Origin of the sequence: Dietzia sp. oral taxon 368 (assembly GCF_002999155.1) — a bacterium.
Lineage (GTDB): Bacteria > Actinomycetota > Actinomycetes > Mycobacteriales > Mycobacteriaceae > Dietzia > Dietzia cinnamea.
This window is the reverse complement of sequence record NZ_CP027238.1, coordinates 928,775-942,596: the sequence shown is the minus strand read 5'-3', so window position 1 is coordinate 942,596 and position 13,822 is coordinate 928,775. Positions and strand designations below refer to the sequence as shown.

Below are 13,822 nucleotides of genomic sequence, written 5' to 3'. Positions count from 1 at the left end.
GCGCTGTAGCGTCAGCGCTGCAGGATCATGGGCACGAGCACCCGGCGCGCCAGCGCCCGGATCTGCTCCTCGGAGTCCACGACGGGCGGGCCGTCCGGCATCACCACGAGCGAGTGCAGGAAGCGGCCGACCACGGAGGCGACCTCGAGCGAGAGCTGCTCGGCCTCGTCGGGCTCCATGTGGCGCGTGTGGACGTCGGCGTTCCACGTGCTGCGCACGAACTGCGCGAGCATCTCGATGATCGTCTCGAGCACCGAATCCGACTGACCGGCGAGCATCGCCATGGCCTCGACCTTGTCGCTCTCGATCATCCGACGCAGCAACTCGTTCTGGCGGATGTCGAAGACGGTGCCCACGAGCAGGTCCTCGACGTGCCGGACCGGGTCCCATTCGAGGGATTCGAACGGCGTGTACCGCGCGTTGACGGTCATCATGAGCCGCTGCGCCTCGTGCGCGTAGATCGCCCGCAGGATGTCGTCCCGTGGCCCCAGCCGACGGTAGAGCGTCACCCGCGTGACGCCGGCGGCCCGCGCGATGTCGTCGGTGCTGGTCCCTTTGATCCCGCGTTCGGCGAACACCGCGGACGCCGTCTCGATCAGACGGACGTCCTCGGCGTCCGGTTCCGCCTCCGGCGTCCGGACACCACCGCGGCCACTGTCACGAGTCACGCCCTCATGTTAGGACGTGAGGCCGCGGCGGCTGCCCGTAACGGGGTGTCGGGGGCCCGCCGGGGTTGTGCTATCGCGGAGGCTGATCGCCGCCGTCGACGGGATAGCCGCCCTGCTGGCCCTGGCCCCACCGCTGGTCGGGATCCGGCTGATAGGCCGGGTCGTAGCCCTGGGCGCCCTGCCCGCTCTGGTCGAAGCCGGGCTGACCGGGCGCGGCGCCCCGCGGGCCGTCGATCGCCTGGGTCTCCCGGCTCGACGGGGCGTCGGGGGCGGCGCCGCCCTCGGACTCCGGCACCATGTCGAACACGCCGGGCCTGGGCTTGTCCCGTCGCGGCTCCTCGTCCATCACGGAGGTGGCGCCCTTGGCGGCGGCCTCCGCGGCGGCCACGGAGCGGGCGATCTCCGGATCGGTCCGGGTGTCGAACCACTCGTCGGGGGCCGAGGGCAGATCCGCGTCGGTGTCGACGTCCGACGGCTCGTAGCGGAAGACCCCGTCGTCGTCCTTCTTGGCGACGGCCTTGGCGAAGGTCTCCAGGGAGTCGCCGAACTGAGACGGGATCATCCACATGGTGGCCGCGTCGCCCTTGGCCATCTCGGGCAGGTTCTGCACGTACTGGTAGGCCAGCATCTCCGGCGTCGGCTTGGAGGCCTTGACGGCGGCGTTGACCCGCGCGATCGCGGCGGCCTGCCCCTCGGCCACCAGGTAGCGGGCGGCCCGCTCACCCTGCGCGCGCAGCATGCGCGACTGCCGGTCCGCCTCGGCCGCGAGGATGGCCGCCTGCTTGTTGCCCTCCGCGTCGAGGATCGCGGCCTGCTTGGCGCCCTGCGCGGTGGTGATGGCGGCCTCGCGCTGCCCCTCGGCGGTGAGGATGGTGGCGCGCTTCTCGCGGTCCGCGCGCATCTGCTTCTCCATCGAGTCCTGGATGGAGGGCGGCGGATCGATCGAGCGCAACTCGACCCGGGCGACGCGCAGTCCCCACCGGCCGGTCTCCGAGTCCAGCACGCCGCGGAGCTGCTTGTTGATCATGTCGCGGCTGGTGAGCGTCTGCTCCAGCGTCAGGCCGCCCACCACGTTGCGCAGGGTGGTGGTCGCGAGCTGCTCGACGGCGATGATGTAGTTGTTGATCTCGTAGACCGCCGACTTGGGGTCGGTGACCTGGAAGTAGACGACGGTGTCGATGCTCAGCGTGAGGTTGTCCTCGGTGATCATCGACTGCGGCGGGAACGTCACGACCCGCTCACGCAGGTCGACCTTGGCGCGCACGCGGTCGATGAACGGGATGATGAGCGTGAGCTGACCACTCACGGTGCGCTGGTAGCGGCCGAGCCGCTCGATGACCGCGGCTTCGGCCTGGGGGATGAGCTTGACCGAGCTCACCACCACCGAGACGATCAGGACGACGATGACGGCGAGAAAGATCAAGCCACCCATGGGTACCTCCGGTTGAGTCGTGCGTATCGGCTGCTGCTGGGAGGCCTCGAACTCATAGGCCGCGCACGACGATCGCCGTGGCCCCCTCGATCTGGTGCACCAGGACCTTGTCTCCGGCCTCGAACGTCTCGCCCTCGATCAGCGGTCGCGCCGTCCAGGTGTCCCCGGCGATCTCGACCAGGCCGTCGGACGGCCCGATCGCCTCGACGACCGTGCCGCCGCGACCGGTGAGGGCGGCCGTGTTGGTGTCGTGCTCGGGCAGCGTGCTGAGCAGGCGCCGACGGACGAGCGGGCGGACACCGACGACGAGGATGAGCGAGACGAGCGCGAACGCCAGCGCCTGACCCCACACCGGTGCGCCGAGGAAGGCGGCGGCCGAACCGCCGAGGGCGCCTCCGGCGAGCATGAGCATGAACAGCTCTCCGCCCGCCGCCTCTCCGGCGGCGAGAAGAACCGCTGCCCCCAGCCAGGCGAATCCCACGTGCATGACACCGACCCTACCGACAACGGGCGGTCGGCAGGTGGACTCTCGGCACGCGACTACGCTCTGGGAACGTGTCGACTCTGAAGAAGTTCGCCTGGCTCTCGGTGGCCACCGCGATCGTCACCATCGCGCTCAAGGTCGGGGCGTGGTGGGTCACCGGCTCGGTGGGCCTGCTGTCCGATGCCGCCGAGTCCGTGGTCAACCTGGTGGCGGCGGTGATCGCGCTCGGCGCGATCAGCGTGTCGGAGCGGCCGGCCGACGACGACCACCAGTACGGGCACTCCAAGGCGGAGTACTTCTCGGCGGGTGTCGAGGGCGCGATGATCTTCGTGGCCGCGGCGTTCATCCTGGTCGTGAGTGTGGAGCGGCTGATCAATCCGACCCCGCTGGAGGCGCTCGGCGTCGGCCTGGCGATCTCGGTGGTCGCCGCAGCGCTCAACGGGGTCGTCGGTCTGGCGCTCGTGCGGGCGGGCACCCGCCACCGGTCACCGACTCTGCGGGCGGACGGCAAGCACCTGCTCACCGACGTCATCACCTCCGTCGGCGTGGTTCTGGGTCTCGGGCTCGCGTGGGCGACCGGCTGGCAGGTGCTCGACCCGATCGTGGCGATCGGCGTGGGTCTGAACATCCTGTTCATCGGCTACCGGTTGGTGCACGAGTCGGGCATGGGCCTGATGGACGCGACCCTGCCCGACGAGGACAACCGGCTGATCGAGGAGGTGCTCGAGCGGCACCGCGAGCCCGGCCGCGTCGACTTCCACGAGCTGCGGACCCGCGAGTCGGGCAAATGGCGCTTCGTCGAGTTCCACGCGCTCGTGCCGGGCCGGTGGACCGTCGAGCGCGGGCACGACCTGGTGGAGACCGTGGAGCAGGAGATCCACGCCGCCCTGCCCAACTCGCACATCACCACCCACCTCGAGCCGATCGAGGACGAGCGGGCCTACAACGACGTGCACCTGTAGAGCGCGTCGCGTGGCCCGCCCGTCGGCCGTCCGGCGCTACCCCGCCGTCTCCCGCGGCTCCGCTGCCCGCAACCCCGCCGCCTGCAGGCCCGCCGCGCGGCCGCGACGCCGGTAGTAGCTCCGGCCCACGACGTTCTGCTGGTGCCAGTAACCGCGCAGGAGAAGTGGTAACTCGGGGATCCAGAACCGCTCCTCGAGCGGCAGGACGGGCTCTCGGGTCCCGAGAGTGACGTCCGCGTAGACGATGTCGGGGCCCTCGTCGGCCCGCCGGGAGGCGAGCACCGTGCCGGAGGCGTCGACGATCTGCGTGGCGCCGACGTACTCCGTCTCGTACGGCACGGACACGGTCGTCCCGGGAGCGAGGAGGAAATCGGTGCGGAACGACCCGCAGTGCGAGGCCTGTAGGACCGGTGCGCCGAGGCGGCGGGCGAACTCCGTCGGTGCGCCTTCCGAGAGGCGGCGGTTGTACTCCGCGAGCGGGCCCAGTGCGCGGTCGGTGAGCCTGCCCCAGTTCCGCGGAACCGTCCACCAGTGCGTGCCGGTGACGGCGACACCGACGCGTCCCCGGAGTCTGCTCACGGTTCCGGTGCGGATGAGTTCCCAACAGCTCGCCACCCCCACGCCGCCCAGTGCTGTCTCGAACGCGCCGTCGTCACTGCCGTCGCGGTAGAAGTCGCCGCCGGTGTAGAAGCAGTTCTCCCACATCGTCGGCAGGTCCTTGTCGTGCGTGTGCACGGTCCCGTCGGGTTCGACCAGGTGGTAGCGGTTGTAGACCTCGTCGTCGTCGGCCACCACCATCGACCCACCGACGGTGAGGTGGTAGCGCGCGGCGAGGCGACGGAACATGTCCACCGCCACGTTCTCGCGCGGCAGGACCGCGTCGTGGACCTCCGCCCGCATCGGCAGCGGCGATGTACAGAACTCGGGCACCGCGATGAGGCGCGCGCCCCGCTCGGCGGCCTCGACGATCATCGTTTCCAGCCGGCCGAGCGTGAGGTCGACGCGACCCGGCACGCCCTCCAGCTGCACGGCCGCGGCGCGGACCACCTGACCCGACATCGGACCTCCTGTAGTGAGCACGAACATGGATCGAGCGTGAACGCGGACCGACCGCGAACGAGCGCGCAGGTCAGCGACCTGCCCTATGGTCGTCATCATACAAATCCCCGCGCATTGTCAAGTGCTCTTCGGAAGGACCCATGGAACTCGGCATCGACACCCTGCTCACCCTCCTCGCGGCGGGCCTCGTCTTTCTGCTGGCGCTGTTCCTCGGCGTGTGGAAGTACCGCCAGATGGCCACGAGCCCCGGCCACGTCGCACACCCGTACGTGGACATCGCGCACCGGGCGTCGTTGCTGTACTCGTTCGCGACTCTGCTCATCGCCGTGTTCGTCGAACTGAGCGGCTGGCCGACCTGGGTCAACCTCACCGCCGCCGGCGTGCTGGTGTTCTTCTTCCTCGTGGCGATCGGCAGCTACATCCTCCACGGCGCGCTGAAGGACACGACCAACCAGTTCGAGCGGCCCTCGGCCGCGCTGCACCTCGGAATGGGGGCGCTCATCCTCGGAGAGATCGGCGGGTTCGCAGTGCTGCTCGCGGGGTTCGTCTCGGGACAGCTCATGGGCTGAGTCAGTTCGGAGGCCGAGCGCGGGTCGGGCGCGGCCGGCCCGGCGGGGTCTGTGCGCCGTTCGCCCCGGCCCGGGCCGCCGGCGGTCGTATCCTCGGCGGTGTGGGCCACCCGATCATGTTCGACGCCGCGGACCCGCTGCTGGCGCGGCTGCGGCAGGTGTGCCTCGCGCTGCCCGACGCCGCCGAGAAGATCTCGCACGGACGCCCCAACTGATACACGACCAAGGTGTTCGCGGTGTATGGCGGCTCGGTCAAGGGCGACCACGCGGACCCGCTCCTGTCCCGGGCGCTGCTGTTCCTGCCGGATCCGGGGGAGCGCGCGGCGCTGGAGCAGGACGAGCGGTTCCACGTCCCGGCGTACTACGGGCCGGCCGGGTGGCTGGCGCTGCCTCTGGACGATGGAGCGGACGGCGGCGGCCCCGGGCCCGACTGGGACGAGGTCGCCGAGCTCGTCGAATCCTCGTACCGGCAGACCGCGGGAACCCGGCGGGTCGCTAGTCTCGACGACGAGCGCGGTCGCTCGCGCGACTAGGCTGGCCGCATGCCGCTGCGCCCCCGCTCCGACGCCGCCTCGCCGCGCAAGCGCTCGTCCGGCGGCAAGCGCTCGCCCGGCGACATGGATCTGGGCACCCGGGCGCTCCTCCTGGGGGTCGGCTCGCTGGTCCTGTCCTGGGTGCCGCTGCTCAACATCATCGCGTTCCTCGCCGGGCTCATGGCCGTGGCGTTCGGCCTGCTCGCGCGCTGGCCGACCGGGTGGCTGACCAACGAGGACACCAACCCGCGGCGTGGGCTGTGGGGCGAGGTGCTGGGCTCGATCGCGCTGGTCGTGTTCGTGGTGACCGCGGTGCGGTACTCGGCGCTGTAGGGGCCGGCGCGATCAGCGGAGGTTCGACACGACCCAGCCGATCGCCGTGCGCATCCGGCGGGCGAACTCCCCGGGGTGCGTCGCGCACGCGGCATGTCCGGCGTGGACCGGGAACACCGCGCTGTGAGGCAGCAGGTCGGCCATCTCGTCCTGCACCCACTGCGGGAACGCCAGGTCCCGGGTGGTCTTGACGACGGCCACCGGCAGCGTGAGCTCGTGCAGCCACGACGTCGAGTTGAAACCCGCGACCTGCGCGATGACGTTGCGGTGCGTCGCGAACGACACCGAGGACAACTCGCGCAGGGCCCACGCGTGCGGCCGGAGTACCTCGTCGTCGACCTCCTCCTCCACGACCTCGCCGACCTCCTCCGGCACCGCGTTGAGCAACGGGGCGGAGCGCGTCAGGCCACCGAGCGACATCCTCTCGATCGCGTTGCGCCGCGCGCCGGTGCCGGTCGCGGCCAGCACCAGCCCGCCGAGGCGAGACGGGTCGCGGCGCGCGGCCAGCTGGGACACGATCCCGCCCATCGAGTACCCGCCCAGCACGGGCGCGGGCAGCTCGAGGTGGTCGGCGACCCGGAGTACGTCGTCGGCGAGGGTCTCGAACGTGAACTCGCCGTGGAAGCCGTGGCCGTGCCAGCGCTGATCGAAGGTGATGAGCCGGTGCTCGCCGCGGAGCCGCTCGAACGTCTGGTACCAGTTGAGCATCCCCGTGGCCGCCATGCCGTGCAGGAGGATCACCGGCGTGAGGTGCTCCTCGCCCGTGTCGTGGACGCGGGTGGTGACCCCGTCGGCGAGCGAGACGATCCGCCCCGGCGGCAGCAGCGACAGGTCCGGCACCATCCGCGGCACACGCGTGGCCACCCGCGGCAGCGATCCGATAGGCCTCCTGGTCACGCGCAACCTCCTGGGGTCGTGTCCTGATTGTGGGGCACCCGGCGGCCGGGTGCATCCGCGTCAGTCCACGGACACCAATCCCTCCTGTTCGAGGAAGTCCCGCGCGACCAGCGCGGGGTCCTCGCCGTCGACGTCCACGCGCATGTTCATCTCCACCATCACCTCGTTGGTGAGCAGGTCCACCAGCGGCGCGAGGACGTCCTCGATCTGCGGGTACGCGTCGAGCACCTCGCCACGGACGACGGTCGCGAGGTTGTAGACGGGGAAGAAGCGCTGATCGTCCTCGAGGACCACCAGGTCGAGGCCCTTGACCCGGCCGTCGGTCGTGTAGACCTCGCCGAATCGGCACTCCCGGCCGACCGAGGTGGCCTGGTAGATGATCCCCGGCTGCATGATCGGCGTGGGGACGGCCGCCGCGTCGAACCCGTACGCCTCGGCGAGCCCCGGCCAGCCGTCGCGGCGCACCGAGAACTCGGTCTCCATGCACGTGACGGCCGACTGGGGGTCGGTGAGGACGAGCTCGGCGTAGTCCGAGAACGTCCGCACCCCGGTCTCCTCGGCGGTCGCCCGGTTCATGGCGAACGAGTACGTGTTGTCCACGGTCGTGGGCGGCAGCCAGCGCAGGTCGTGCTCGGCCAGGTCGGCGTCGCGCACCGCCTCCCACTGCCCCTGCGGATCGCGGATCGGCTCGGAGTTGCCCAGGTAGCTCATCCACGCGGTGCCCGTGTATTCCATACCGATGTCGACCTGCCCGGTCACCAGCGCCTGCCGGAAGCTGTTGGACCCGGCCAGCGACGACATGTCGGACACCTCCATGCCGGCCGCCGCGAGGAGGAACTCCACGAGATAGCTGGCGATGACGCCCTCGGTGAAGTCCTTGCCGCCCACCGTGATGCGCACGCCCTCGAGCTCGGGGACCGTGCCGGCCGGACCTGGCGACACGGGCAGCGGGACCGACCCGCCGTTGTTGAGGCCGCAGCCGGTCGCGAGCAGCACGGTGGTGAGCAGGGCGGCGGCGAGGCGTCTGACGGGCGAGGTTCTCGTGCTGGTCATCGCAGCCCCTTCGGGTTGAACAGGAGCTCGCCGACCTCGCCGAGCCAGTCGACGAACAGTGCGAGACACACCGCGAGCACCGAGCCCACGGCCAGCGTCGTGTAGTCCTGCAGGCGGTACCCGGTGTCGATGAAGATGCCCAGCCCGCCGGCGTCCACCAGGAAACTCAGCGTGGCCGTGCCCACCGCCAGCACGAGCGTGGTGCGCAGCCCCGCGAGGATGAACGGCACCGCCAGCGGCAGCTCGACCGACCGCAGGACGCGGGCGCTCGTCATCCCCTGACCGCGCGCGGCGTCGATGAGCGCCGGGTCGACGTTGCGGATCCCCACGATGGTGTTCCGCAGCACCGGAAGCAGCGAGTAGACCGCCACCGGCAGCACCCCGATCCAGAAGCCCGTCCGGTTGGTCGCCAGGAACAGCAGCACGATCAGCCCGATCGCCGGCGCAGCCTGCCCGATGTTGGCGAACCCCACCGCCACCGGAGCGAGGAACCGCGTCCGCCGGCGGGTGAGCAGGATCCCCAGGGGAACACCCACCGCCACGACGATCCCCACCACCGTCACCGTGATCTGCACGTGCTCGAGCGTCCGCTGGGTGAGGGACGCCGCGTTGAGCGAGGCCCGCTGCGTCTCGTCGAGCTCGCGGGAGAACGCCCACCACAGCACCCCGACCGCCGCGGCCACGATGACCAGCGGCTGCACCCACAACCTCGCCGACCCGCCGCGGGCCACGGCAGCGGGCGCGCTCATGCCCGACCGCTCTGGCTGGGGACCCGGCCCTCGTCGTTGTGCCGGTGGTTGATGCGCCGCAGCTCGGCGACCAGGTCGTCGATGCCGATGGTGCCGCGGTACACCCCGTCGCGGTCCACGACCACCGTGGTGGCGCTCGCCGTGGACAGCAGCCCGTCGAGCGCCTCCTGGAGGGACGAGTCCACCGTCACGGACCCGACCACCGGCAGTCCGCCCGACCGCAGATCGGGCATCCGGGCCACCGTGTCGCCGCGCACCCACCGCAGGGGCCGGCCCGCGTCGTCGAGCACGACCGCCCACTCGTCGCCGGACCCGCGCAACCGGGTGGCGAACTCGGCCGGGTCGTCCGAGGCCCTCGCCGTCGTCGCCTCTCCCAGGTCCACGTCACCCACGCGCCGGAGGGTGAGGGTCTTGAGCGCGGCGTCGTCACCGATGAACCCGCTCACCGTGTCGTCCGCCGGGTTGGTGAGGACGGCCTCCGGGGTGTCGAACTGCAGCACCGACGACCCGGGGCCGAGCACCGCGATCCTGTCTCCCAGCTTCACCGCCTCGTTGAAGTCGTGGGTGACGAACACGATGGTCTTGCGCAGCTCGTCCTGCAGCCGCACCAACTCGTCCTGCAGCGACGCCCGCGTGATGGGGTCGACCGCCCCGAACGGCTCGTCCATGAGCAGCACCGGCGGATCCGCGGCCAGCGCCCGGGCCACCCCGACCCGCTGCTGCTGGCCGCCCGACAACTGCGCGGGGTAGCGGTCGCGGAACTCCCCGGGGTCCAGGCCGACCAGCTCGAGCATCTCGTCCACGCGGGCCCGGGTCCGGGCCTTCTTCCACCGTAGTAGCCGCGGCACCGTGCCGACGTTCTGCGCGACGGTCATGTGGGGGAACAGCCCCGACGCCTGGATGGCGTAGCCGATGGAGCGGCGCAGGGTGTCGGCGTCGAGGCCGCGGTTGTCCTGACCGTCGATCGTGATGGTGCCGGAGGTCGGCTCGATGAGGCGGTTGATCATCCGCATGGTGGTGGTCTTGCCGCAGCCCGACGGCCCCACGAACACCGTGGTCCGGCCGGCGGGCAGCTCGAGCGAGACGTTGTCCACCGCCGGCCGCTCCTGGCCGGGGTAGATCTTGGTGACGTCGTCCAGGACGATCGGGACGCCGGAGACGGACTCGGTGGTGGTCGATCCGGTACTGGTCACTGGTTCCCCTTGATGGTCAGGCGTCCGAGCAGGACGAGGAGCGCGTCGAGGACGAGCGCGAGGACGACGATGAGCACCGTCGCGGTCAGCGCCATGGGCAGCGCGGTGGGCGTGCCGACCCGCGACAGCGCCGCGAAGATGAGGTTGCCCAGCCCCGGACCTTTGACGTACGCGGCGATCGCGAGGATGCCCATCGACATCTGCGTGGAGATCCGGATCCCGGCGAGGATGGACGGCCACGCCAGCGGTAGTTCGACGCGGGCGAGCACCCCGATCCGGCTCATACCCACCCCGCGCGCGGCGTCGACGGTCGCGGCGGGCACGGCGTCCAGGCCGACGATCGTGTTGCGCAGGATCGGCAACACGGCATAGATGACCAGCGCGGTCATGGTGGGCAGCACGCCCAGACCCAGCACCGGGATGAGCAGGCCGAGCAGCGCGAACGACGGCACCGTGAGCGCCGTGGCGGCGAGGCCGGTGGCGACCGCCGACCCGGACCGGCTGCGGTAGACGGCCACGCCGATCGCCACCGACAGCAGCGTCGCCAGCAGCACCGCCTGCACCGTGGCGCTGACGTGCTGCCATGAGTCCGTGGCCAGCTGGAGGCGGCGCGTGGAGAGGAAGTCCATCAGGGCGGTCATCGCATCTCGGCTCTGTCGGGTCGGCGCGGTACGGGTGCGACCACGTTAGCCCCGTCCGCACCTGTAGAGGGCGGAGTCGGGATATCCGACTCCCGGATCGGCTGTGGCGGCGCGGTGCGGTCGTGCACCATGTAGACATGACGCCACGGCCCACCCGTCCCCTGGATCCCGACCTGACGGAGCACCTCGACGAACTCCTCGCCGCGAGCGGCCGCATCGCCCGCCGGCACTTCTACGGTGACCTCGCGGCGCTGGCCGCCACGGACAAGGGCGGCGCGGGCACGGGCACCGCGGACTCGAACGGCGCGGCCGTCGGCGGAAACGGGCACCGCTACGATCCCGTGACCGAGGCCGACCGTGCGATCGAGGAGCTCCTGCGCGCGGGGATCTCGTCGATGTCCCCGGGCGACCGGGTGGTGGGGGAGGAGAACGGCCTCACCGGTCCCGCCGACGCCGCCCGTACGTGGTACCTGGATCCGATCGACGGGACCAAGGCGTTCCTCACCGGGATGACGGGGTGGGGGACCCTGGTCGGCGTGGTGGAGGGCGGCCGCGCCGTCGCGGGCTGGATGGACCAGCCGGTGTTGGGCGAGACGTTCTCCGCCGTCCACGGGCGCGCCACCGTGCGGCGCCGCACCAACGGACCGGAGGCCATCGACCTGCGCGTATCGGGCTGCACGGAGCTGTCCGAGGCGATCATGTACACCACGCACCCGTCGATGTTCGGCGACGACGGCGAGGTCCGCAGCCGCTACGACGACCTCGGCCGCCGCGTCCGCCTCCAGCGCTTCGGCGGGGACTGCTACGCCTACTGCATGCTCGCCGCGGGGCGCGTCGATCTGGTCGTGGAAGCCGACCTGAAGTCCTACGACATCGTGGCGCTGATCCCGATCATCGAGGCCGCGGGCGGCGTGATCACGGGCCCGGACGGCCGGCAGCCGCTCGAGGGCGGGACCGTCGTGGCGGCGGCGACGCCAGAGCTGGCCGAACAGGCCTGGGCGGTGCTGCAGCCGGAGCGGTGAGAGGGGAGGAGCTGCCCCTCCGGTAGGGCACGACGACGCAGACGCGCCCCCCGACGAGAAACGTCGAGGGGCGCGGAAGGCACTACTTAAGAGTCCCCTGAATCAGCGAGGCATGGGAGGCAGCGTGATGCCCAGCTGCTCCGCCTGGATGAAGGCTTCCTGGGGAAGCATCCCCATGCTGTGCGCGACGGCGCCCCAGAACGAGGTCGAGGTGACCAGGCCGACGGCCGTGGGGATCAACGCGGTGAGGGACAGGGTGGGCATAAGGCTGAGTGCCGCGAGTCCTTGATTTCCCATTGAGGATTCTCCTTGTTTCGTCCGAAGTTCGGCTCGGTTTCTTTGGGGACGTTAAGAATCTACCAAACATAAGTTCTTGCCCATGTCAGGGGGGTTAACGCCGCAGGTTGGTCTCTGCGGCCGCTCGCATCCACCACGCCGGTGGGCCGTCGCCCCGCCCGGTGGGGTCGAAAACGTGGTGAAGCCGAACCGCTCGTGGAGCAGCACGACCCCGGCGTCGGGCTCCGGGGCGTCCGGGGGGCAGGAATGCGACGACACCGTCTACCGGGTCGGTGATGCCGACGGGACCGTGCCGGAGTGCGTGCCGGAGGTAGAGGAGAGCGCACGGACTTCCCGCCGCGCCGACGCCCGGATCGGATGCGACCCCGGTCACAGTTGGCTAGAACCTAGTCATGGAGCGACATCCCCGGGGTGATGCGTCCCCCGACACCGGGTCAGGGTCGGGCACACGCAGGCGTAAGCGCCGGCTCAGCACCATCAAGACGGCCGTACCCGCCCGGATGGACCGCCTTCCCTGGGCGGGGATCCACTGGAAGATCATCGTGGGCCTCGGGACCGTGTGGATCCTCGACGGCCTCGAGGTCACCCTCATCGGCTCACTGGCCGCGCGCCTGGTGGAGCCCGGCAGTGGCCTGCCGATCACGGAGGGCCAGATCGGTCTCGCAGCGTCGATCTACATCTTCGGTGCCTGTCTGGGTGCACTGTTCTTCGGCCGACTGACCGACAAGTGGGGCCGCAAGAAGCTGTTCATGCTCACCCTGGTGGTGTACTGCGTCGCCACGTTCGCCACGGCCTTCGCGGTGGAGCCGTGGATGTTCTTCATCTGCAGGTTCTTCACGGGCGCCGGCATCGGCGGTGAGTACGCGGCGATCAACTCCGCGGTCGACGAGCTGATCCCCGCCCACTACCGCGGTCGCGTGGACATCCTCATCAACGGCACCTACTGGCTGGGCGCGACGTTCGGCTCGTTCTACTCGCTGTTCTTCCTCAACACGGCGATGTTCGCCGAGAACCTGGGCTGGCGGTTCGCGCTCGGCGTGGGCGCGCTGCTGGGCGTGGTGATCATCTTCGTCCGCCGGCATGTCCCGGAGAGTCCGAGGTGGCTGTTCATCCACGGCCGGGAGGACGAGGCCGAGGAGATCGTCGAGAGGATCGAGAAGCAGATCCGGAAGGAGACCGACGAACCGCTGGAGAAGGTCGGCCGCGACGAGCGGATCACCATCCACCAGAGGGCCTCGATCCCCTTCAGCGAGATCGCGAGGACCGCCTTCGGGAAGTATCCCAGGCGGGCGATCCTGTGCCTCGCGTTGTTCATCGGTCAGGCGTTTCTCTACAACGGGATCACCTTCAACCTCGGCACGCTCTACCAGAACTACTACGGCATCGACGCGGGCTCGGCGCCGCTGCTACTGGCCCTGTTCGCGATCGTCAACTTCCTCGGCGCGCTCACTCTGGGCCCGCTGTTCGACAAGGTCGGACGTAAGAAGATGATCGCCGGCACGTACCTCGGGTCGGCGCTGGTGACGGTGCCGCTGTACTTCGTATTCCTCAATGAGACGGGTGGATTGTGGGGCTTCGTCGTGCTGCTGTCGCTGACGTTCTTCATCGCCACGGCGGGCGCGTCGGCCGCCTACCTCACCGTCAGCGAGATCTTCCCGATGGAGACCCGCGCGCTGGCGATCGCCTTCTTCTACGCGATCGGCACGGGCGTCGGCGGCATAATCGGCCCGCTGCTGTTCGGTAACTTCATCGAGAGCGGCGACCGCGGACTGGTCGGCCTGGGCTTCCTCCTCGCGGCGGGCATCATGGCGATCGGCGGAATCGCCGAGATCTTCCTCGGCGTCGACGCGGAGGGGAAGTCCCTCGAGGACATCGCCGCGCCGATCACCGCGCAGAAGCCGGGGGAGGAGAACACGACCAGGTGATACTG

16 protein-coding genes are annotated in these 13,822 nt (G+C 70.3%); 6 read left to right on the top strand and 10 right to left on the bottom strand.

The window, feature by feature from the left end; all coding sequences use genetic code 11:
- Positions 1-11 precede the first annotated feature (11 nt).
- The 3 genes from C3V38_RS04480 to C3V38_RS04470 all read right to left on the bottom strand — a co-directional run bounded on the left by C3V38_RS04480 (position 12) and on the right by C3V38_RS04470 (position 2,587).
- Positions 12-668: a TetR/AcrR family transcriptional regulator gene (locus tag C3V38_RS04480; protein WP_061228533.1), complete on the bottom strand. Its 657-nt coding sequence runs from the start codon at positions 666-668 to the stop codon at positions 12-14.
- Positions 669-738: 70 nt separating this feature from the next.
- On the bottom strand, positions 739-2,100 hold the full coding sequence (locus tag C3V38_RS04475) for an SPFH domain-containing protein (protein ID WP_061914530.1): 1,362 nt from the start codon (positions 2,098-2,100) through the stop codon (positions 739-741).
- Between the two features lie 52 nt (positions 2,101-2,152).
- Complete coding sequence (locus C3V38_RS04470) at positions 2,153-2,587, bottom strand: NfeD family protein (protein WP_061914533.1); 435 nt, start codon at positions 2,585-2,587, stop codon at positions 2,153-2,155.
- A gap of 68 nt (positions 2,588-2,655) precedes the next feature.
- On the opposite strand from C3V38_RS04470, the gene C3V38_RS04465 reads away from it, so the two are divergent.
- Entirely contained in the window at positions 2,656-3,546 is an 891-nt protein-coding gene (locus C3V38_RS04465) for a cation diffusion facilitator family transporter (protein WP_061914536.1), read from the top strand.
- 36 nt (positions 3,547-3,582) lie between these two features.
- On the opposite strand, the gene C3V38_RS04460 is transcribed toward C3V38_RS04465, so the two are convergent.
- Positions 3,583-4,605 carry a carbon-nitrogen hydrolase family protein gene (locus tag C3V38_RS04460; protein ID WP_232303033.1) on the bottom strand — a complete coding sequence of 341 codons (1,023 nt, stop codon included), beginning with the start codon at positions 4,603-4,605 and terminating at the stop codon, positions 3,583-3,585.
- A 140-nt stretch (positions 4,606-4,745) separates the two neighbouring features.
- On the opposite strand from C3V38_RS04460, the gene C3V38_RS04455 reads away from it, so the two are divergent.
- From C3V38_RS04455 to C3V38_RS04445, 3 genes are all read left to right on the top strand, one after another.
- A complete protein-coding gene (locus C3V38_RS04455) occupies positions 4,746-5,174 on the top strand; it encodes a hypothetical protein (protein ID WP_106385174.1) in 429 nt (142 codons plus the stop codon).
- Between the two features lie 227 nt (positions 5,175-5,401).
- Entirely contained in the window at positions 5,402-5,707 is a 306-nt protein-coding gene (locus tag C3V38_RS04450) for an MmcQ/YjbR family DNA-binding protein (protein WP_371412138.1), read from the top strand.
- A gap of 9 nt (positions 5,708-5,716) precedes the next feature.
- The gene (locus C3V38_RS04445; protein WP_106385173.1) at positions 5,717-6,040 is read left to right on the top strand and encodes a hypothetical protein; all 324 of its coding nucleotides are present in this window, start codon (positions 5,717-5,719) and stop codon (positions 6,038-6,040) included.
- Positions 6,041-6,052: 12 nt separating this feature from the next.
- On the opposite strand, the gene C3V38_RS04440 is transcribed toward C3V38_RS04445, so the two are convergent.
- The 5 genes from C3V38_RS04440 to C3V38_RS04420 are packed head-to-tail and all read right to left on the bottom strand — an operon-like array spanning position 6,053 to position 10,573.
- Positions 6,053-6,937: an alpha/beta fold hydrolase gene (locus C3V38_RS04440; RefSeq protein ID WP_232303034.1), complete on the bottom strand. Its 885-nt coding sequence runs from the start codon at positions 6,935-6,937 to the stop codon at positions 6,053-6,055.
- A 60-nt stretch (positions 6,938-6,997) separates the two neighbouring features.
- Positions 6,998-7,990 (bottom strand): glycine betaine ABC transporter substrate-binding protein, encoded by a 993-nt coding sequence (locus C3V38_RS04435; protein ID WP_106385172.1) that lies wholly within the window; start codon positions 7,988-7,990, stop codon positions 6,998-7,000.
- Complete coding sequence (locus C3V38_RS04430) at positions 7,987-8,739, bottom strand: ABC transporter permease (RefSeq protein ID WP_070721630.1); 753 nt, start codon at positions 8,737-8,739, stop codon at positions 7,987-7,989. The genes C3V38_RS04435 and C3V38_RS04430 overlap by 4 nt, the downstream gene beginning before the upstream one ends.
- Positions 8,736-9,932, bottom strand: coding sequence for an ABC transporter ATP-binding protein (locus C3V38_RS04425; RefSeq protein ID WP_106385171.1), 1,197 nt, complete (start codon positions 9,930-9,932; stop codon positions 8,736-8,738). Before C3V38_RS04425 ends, C3V38_RS04430 begins: the two co-directional genes overlap by 4 nt.
- Positions 9,929-10,573, bottom strand: a complete 645-nt coding sequence (locus C3V38_RS04420; RefSeq protein WP_061228522.1) for an ABC transporter permease — start codon at positions 10,571-10,573, stop codon at positions 9,929-9,931. The genes C3V38_RS04425 and C3V38_RS04420 overlap by 4 nt, the downstream gene beginning before the upstream one ends.
- A gap of 137 nt (positions 10,574-10,710) precedes the next feature.
- Between C3V38_RS04420 and C3V38_RS04415 the strand changes: the two genes are divergently transcribed.
- Positions 10,711-11,595, top strand: coding sequence for an inositol monophosphatase family protein (locus C3V38_RS04415; RefSeq protein WP_061914549.1), 885 nt, complete (start codon positions 10,711-10,713; stop codon positions 11,593-11,595).
- 102 nt (positions 11,596-11,697) lie between these two features.
- Here the strand turns inward: C3V38_RS04415 and C3V38_RS17345 are convergent, their stop codons facing one another.
- On the bottom strand, positions 11,698-11,892 hold the full coding sequence (locus C3V38_RS17345) for a hypothetical protein (protein ID WP_129591165.1): 195 nt from the start codon (positions 11,890-11,892) through the stop codon (positions 11,698-11,700).
- Positions 11,893-12,392: 500 nt separating this feature from the next.
- Between C3V38_RS17345 and C3V38_RS04410 the strand changes: the two genes are divergently transcribed.
- The gene (locus tag C3V38_RS04410) at positions 12,393-13,817 is read left to right on the top strand and encodes an MFS transporter (protein ID WP_061914552.1); all 1,425 of its coding nucleotides are present in this window, start codon (positions 12,393-12,395) and stop codon (positions 13,815-13,817) included.
- Positions 13,818-13,822 lie beyond the last annotated feature (5 nt).